Origin of the sequence: Trebonia sp. (genome assembly GCF_049794275.1) — a bacterium.
Lineage (GTDB): Bacteria > Actinomycetota > Actinomycetes > Streptosporangiales > Streptosporangiaceae > Trebonia.
Genome location: NZ_JBARCR010000588.1, coordinates 1 through 4,887, shown reverse-complemented (window position 1 = coordinate 4,887; position 4,887 = coordinate 1). Strand labels below are relative to the sequence as shown.

Here is a 4,887-nt window from a genome sequence, read left to right as displayed (position 1 = left end):
GGCGGTGCGCGGCCTCGTGGCCGGCCGCTCGTTCCAGTCGCCGACCGGGGCGGTCAGCATCGGCTGCGGCCCGGACCTGGCGTTAAGCGCCGTCTGCGAAGCGGCGGCGCGCGCCAGACTGAGCTGGGCGAACATGGATGCCGCGCGCATCGGGGCGGACCCGGAACCCGCCGACTCAGGCACCGGCGGCCCGCTCAGGTTCTCCTTGGGCCGCAGCGAGTTGGCCAGGATCCGCACCGCCAGGCCGAGCGCGACGAACGCGACGACGAACCCGTAACTCCAGTCCACGTAGGGCTTGCCTGGCCGCCCGCCGAGCAGGCCGTGCCAGACGCCGAAGACGAACGCGACGTACGACGCGTAGTGAATCGCCCGCCAGCGCCACGCATTTCCGTTCGCGGTGAACCGCTTGCGCAGGATGCCCGTAATGACGAGTAGCAGGATGAGATCGGAGGCAATCGTCCCCAGGCCGATGTAGAAGGTGCGGAACGGTGACAGGAACGGCACGAACGCGTCGAGCACGTGCACGCGCTGCGCGAGGATCTCGGTGACGATATGGATGATCAGGAACGTCAGGGCGCCGAAGGACGCGGCGCGGTGCGCCGACTGCGCCCAGATCCGGTGCCCTGGGTTCAGGATCATGCGGTCCGTCGCCACCAGGCCGAGCGCCACCGACGCGGAGAGCGCGATCAGCGTGAAGACGCCCGCGTAGTAGAGCATGAAGTCCTGGGTAGCCGCGTCGATGACGTGGCCGGTACCGGTCAGCGCCAGGAACGCGATGATGACCACGACGGCGCTGACCGCGACCGAGTAGATCTTCGTCGCGTGCTCGGCTACTACCCCGCCTGTGGACGGGCGAGCGCTCTCACGGCCGCGGGGACGGCTGCGAGTCGTTGCCACGGGGTTACCTCCTCGACAGTCACTGCAAGCAATTCCGCGTAGTGCGTAACTCCGGCGCGTGCCCGCAACAGCGTCGGTCATCCGTAACACGAGCGGTCTGACTATAGCAGCGCGGATAACCGTTAGGACACAAATCGATATATATCCAGCACACCAGCTAGATACGTGGATTTCGAGGCGTGACCAGCTACGCACTCCGCGCAAGGACCCCCGCGGAGCATGCAGCAACCTTTATACCGCGATGCACAAAGCGATGGCTGTCAAATTGCGGACGAAAATGTAACAACGCGAAATCGGGCATCAATCGCGGAACCCGATCATGAGAGCTCAGCGGCGACCAGCTCCGCGATCTGAGCGGTGTTGAGCGCCGCGCCCTTGCGCAGGTTGTCGCCGCAGACGAAGAACTCGATCCCGTTCGGGTCGTCGAGGGACTCGCGGACCCGCCCGACCCATGTCGGGTCGGTGCCTACCACGTCCGCGGGCGTCGGGAACTCGCCGCGCGACGGCTCGTCACACAGCACCACGCCGGGCGCGACCCGCAGCGTGTCCCAGGCGCCCGCCCGGCCGACAGGGCGCGAGAAGCGGGCGTGCACCGCGACCGAGTGGGTCGTCACGACCGGCACCCGGACGCAGGTCGCGTTGACGCGCAGCGACGGCAGGCCGAGGATCTTGCGCGACTCGTCGCGGATCTTGAGCTCCTCAGAGGTCCACCCCTCGTCGCGCAGCGAGCCGGCCCACGGCACCACGTTCAGTGCCAGCGGCGCGGGGAACGGGCCGAGGTCGCCGACGGTGCCGCGCAGGTCGCCGGCCCGCTGGCCGAGCGACCTGGTGCCGGCCAGCTTGTCCAGCTGCCCGTAGAGCGTGTCGATGCCGGCTTGTCCCGCGCCGGACGCAGCCTGGTACGAGGCGACGATCAGCTCTTCCAGGCCGAAATCGCGGTGCAGCGCGCCTACGGCCACGATCAGCGACAGCGTGGTGCAGTTCGGGTTCGCGATGATCCCCTTAGGCCGCCGCGCGGCGTCGGCCGGGTTCACCTCCGGCACCACGAGCGGCACCTCCGGGTCCATCCGGAACGCCCCCGAGTTGTCCACGCACACGGCGCCGCGCGCGGCGGCCACCGGCACCCAGGCGGCGGACACCTCGTCAGGCACGTCGAACATGGCCACGTCCACGCCGTCGAAGGCGTCCTCTGACAGCACGGTGACCTCGGTCTCACCGCCGCGCACCGGCAGCCGCCGGCCCGCGGACCGCGGAGAGGCGATCAGCCTGATCTCTCCCCACACGTTTTCCCTGGTGGACAGCAGGTCGAGCATGACGGTGCCGACCGCGCCTGTCGCGCCGACCACGGCCAGCGTGGGACGTGAGCTCATCGGCCGGTCCCCCCGTACACCACGGCCTCGACCTCTTCGGCTTCCAGGTCGAACGCCTTGTGCGTCGCGTTCACCGCGACGTCCACGTCGCTCTGGCTCACCACCACCGAGATCCGGATCTCCGAGGTGGAGATCATCTGGATGTTCACGCCCGCCTCGGCGAGCGCGGCGAAGAACTTGGCGCTCACCCCGGGGTGCGATCGCATGCCGGCGCCGATCAGCGAGACCTTGCCGATCCTGTCGTCGTAGAGCACTTGCTGGAAGCCGACCGTGTCCTGGGCGGCGCGCAGCAGCTCGAGGGCCTGCTGCCCGTCGGCGACCGGCAGGGTGAACGAGATGTCGGTGCGGCCGGTGGCGATGGCGGAGACGTTCTGCACGATCATGTCGATGTTGATGCCTGCCGCGGCGACGATGCCGAAGATCCGCGCCGCTTCGCCCACCCGGTCCGGCACGCCGACCACGGTGATCTTCGCCTCGCTCCGGTCATGCGCCACCCCGGAGATAATGGCCTGCTCCATTCCGGCTTCCTCCGACTCGTCCGTTGCGTGCCCCATGACCCAGGTACCCGTCTTTTCACTGAACGACGACCTGACGTGGATCGGCAGTGCGTACCGCCGCGCGTACTCGATGCACCGGGGCATCAGCACCTTGGCGCCGCACGCGGCCAGCTCAAGCATTTCCTCGTAACTGATCCGCGGGATCCGGCGCGCGCCGGGCACCAGCCGCGGGTCCTCGGTGAACACGCCGTCCACGTCGGTGTAGATCTCGCACACGTCGGCGCGCAGCGCCGCGGCGAGCGCGACGGCCGTGGTGTCGGAGCCGCCGCGGCCCAGCGTGGTGATGTCCTTGGTGGTCTGCGAAACGCCCTGGAAGCCCGCCACGATCGGGATCGCGCCTGCCGTCAGGGCGCTGGAGATGCGCCCGGGCGTAACGTCGATGATCCGCGCTCTGCCGTGCACCGCGTCGGTGATGACGCCCGCCTGCGACCCGGTGAACGACCGCGCCTCCATGCCCAGGCTGGCGATCGCCATCGCGAGCAGCGCCATCGAGATCCGCTCCCCGGCAGTGAGCAGCATGTCGAGCTCGCGGGCGGGCGGCACCGGGCTGACCCGGTTGGCGAGGTCGATCAGCTCGTCGGTCGAATCCCCCATCGCGGAGACCACCACGACCACCTGGTCGCCGGCCTCGCGAGTGGCGACGATGCGCCGGGCTACGCGCTTGATGCCCTCCGCGTCAGCTACTGAGGAGCCACCGTATTTCTGCACGACAAGAGCCACGTGGCCAGAGTGTAGCTGGCACCCGGAGGCTACGCCCAATCTAATTAGTCACACATCAAGCAGCCGCCGGCCCTCGAAGGCGCGGCCGAGCGTGACCTCGTCGGCGTACTCCAGGTCGCCGCCGACCGGCAGCCCGCTGGCGGGCCTGGTGACCCGCAGCCCCAGCGGCTTGACCAGCCGCGCGATATAGGTCGCGGTCGCCTCGCCCTCGAGGTTCGGGTCGGTCGCCAGGATCAGCTCGGTGACGGAGCCGTCCGCCAGCCTGGCCATCAGCTCGCGGATCCGCAGGTTGTCGGGACCGACCCCGTCGATGGGGCTGATCGCGCCGCCCAGCACGTGATACCGGCCGCGGAACTCGCGGATCTTTTCCACCGCGGCGACGTCCTTGGGCTCCTCGACGACGCAGATCACCGACGGGTCGCGCCGGGTGTCAAGGCAGATCCGGCACTCCTCGGCCTCGGCGACGTTGCCGCAGGTCTTGCAGAACCTGATCCGCTCTGTCACCTCGACCAGCGCCGCCGCCAGCCGCCTGACGTCCTCCGGGTCGGCGGCGACCAGGTAAAAGGCGATGCGCTGCGCGCCTTTCGGCCCAACGCCGGGCAGCCGCCCGAGCTCGTCGATAAGGCCTTGTATGACGCCTTCGTACATGCCCTGCCGTCAGCTTTCTTCGTCGTCGTCTTCGTCTTCGTCTTCTTCGTCATCTTCGTCGTCGTCGTCGTAGTCCGCCTCCGCGCCGGCGCCGCCTATGCCGAGGCCAGACAAGTTGAGTCCGGGTACCCCGCCGCTGATCGCGTCGAGCTGCCGCTGCTGAAGGTCAGCCGCGGCGCGGGCCGCGTCACGCACGGCGGCGAGCACGAGGTCGGCGACCGTCGTGGCGGTCTCCGCCGGGTCCGACGTGTCGATCACGCCAGGATCGATGGTCAGATCGAGCAGCTCGCCGGCCCCGCTCACGACAGCGCGCACGGCGCCGCCGCCCGCTGTCCCGGTCACTTCGCTGTCGGCGAGCGCCTGCTGAGCGTTCGCCAGCTGCGACTGCATCTGCTGCGCGGCAGCGAAAATCTGCTGCATGTCAAAACCGCCAGGTTCCATAACCGGAAGCCTACTTCCGCGCCGCTTCTGCTAAGCCCACGAACCCGCCGCTAGTCCTCGTATTCGGCAATGATCTGGGCACCCAGTTCGCGCTGCACCAGCGCCATGCCGGTCAGATCGGCCGCCGCGGGCACCGTCATGTCCTCGTCGTCAGGATCGAACTCCTCATCCGGCGGTGGGGGAAGATCAGTTATCCCGAACGGGCCCGTGCCTCCGCCCCGGCGCCCCGCCCCGTCCGACGGCGGGGCAGGCGC

At 69.0% G+C, this 4,887-nt stretch carries 6 protein-coding genes; all 6 read right to left on the bottom strand.

Annotated elements, in window-relative coordinates; genetic code table 11:
- Window positions 1-897, bottom strand: an 897-nt coding sequence (locus WA805_RS15895) for a hypothetical protein (RefSeq protein ID WP_425242717.1), incomplete at its 3' end; no start/stop codon positions are given.
- A gap of 317 nt (window positions 898-1,214) precedes the next feature.
- The gene (locus WA805_RS15890; RefSeq protein ID WP_425242716.1) at window positions 1,215-2,267 is read right to left on the bottom strand and encodes an aspartate-semialdehyde dehydrogenase; all 1,053 of its coding nucleotides are present in this window, start codon (window positions 2,265-2,267) and stop codon (window positions 1,215-1,217) included.
- On the bottom strand, window positions 2,264-3,544 hold the full coding sequence (locus WA805_RS15885) for an aspartate kinase (protein WP_422276162.1): 1,281 nt from the start codon (window positions 3,542-3,544) through the stop codon (window positions 2,264-2,266). The genes WA805_RS15890 and WA805_RS15885 overlap by 4 nt, the downstream gene beginning before the upstream one ends.
- A gap of 48 nt (window positions 3,545-3,592) precedes the next feature.
- Window positions 3,593-4,192: a recombination mediator RecR gene (gene recR / locus WA805_RS15880; protein ID WP_422276160.1), complete on the bottom strand. Its 600-nt coding sequence runs from the start codon at window positions 4,190-4,192 to the stop codon at window positions 3,593-3,595.
- Window positions 4,193-4,201: 9 nt separating this feature from the next.
- A complete protein-coding gene (locus tag WA805_RS15875) occupies window positions 4,202-4,633 on the bottom strand; it encodes a YbaB/EbfC family nucleoid-associated protein (RefSeq protein WP_424561481.1) in 432 nt (143 codons plus the stop codon).
- Between the two features lie 50 nt (window positions 4,634-4,683).
- A partial coding sequence (locus WA805_RS15870; RefSeq protein WP_425242715.1) for a hypothetical protein occupies window positions 4,684-4,887 on the bottom strand: 204 nt, incomplete at its 5' end.

Coding starts and splice junctions, on each gene's coding strand:
- WA805_RS15875 (WP_424561481.1), bottom strand. CDS start 4,633: ATGGAACCTGGCGGTTTTGACATGCAGCAGATTTTCGCTGCCGCGCAG.
- WA805_RS15890 (WP_425242716.1), bottom strand. CDS start 2,267: ATGAGCTCACGTCCCACGCTGGCCGTGGTCGGCGCGACAGGCGCGGTC.
- recR (WP_422276160.1), bottom strand. CDS start 4,192: ATGTACGAAGGCGTCATACAAGGCCTTATCGACGAGCTCGGGCGGCTG.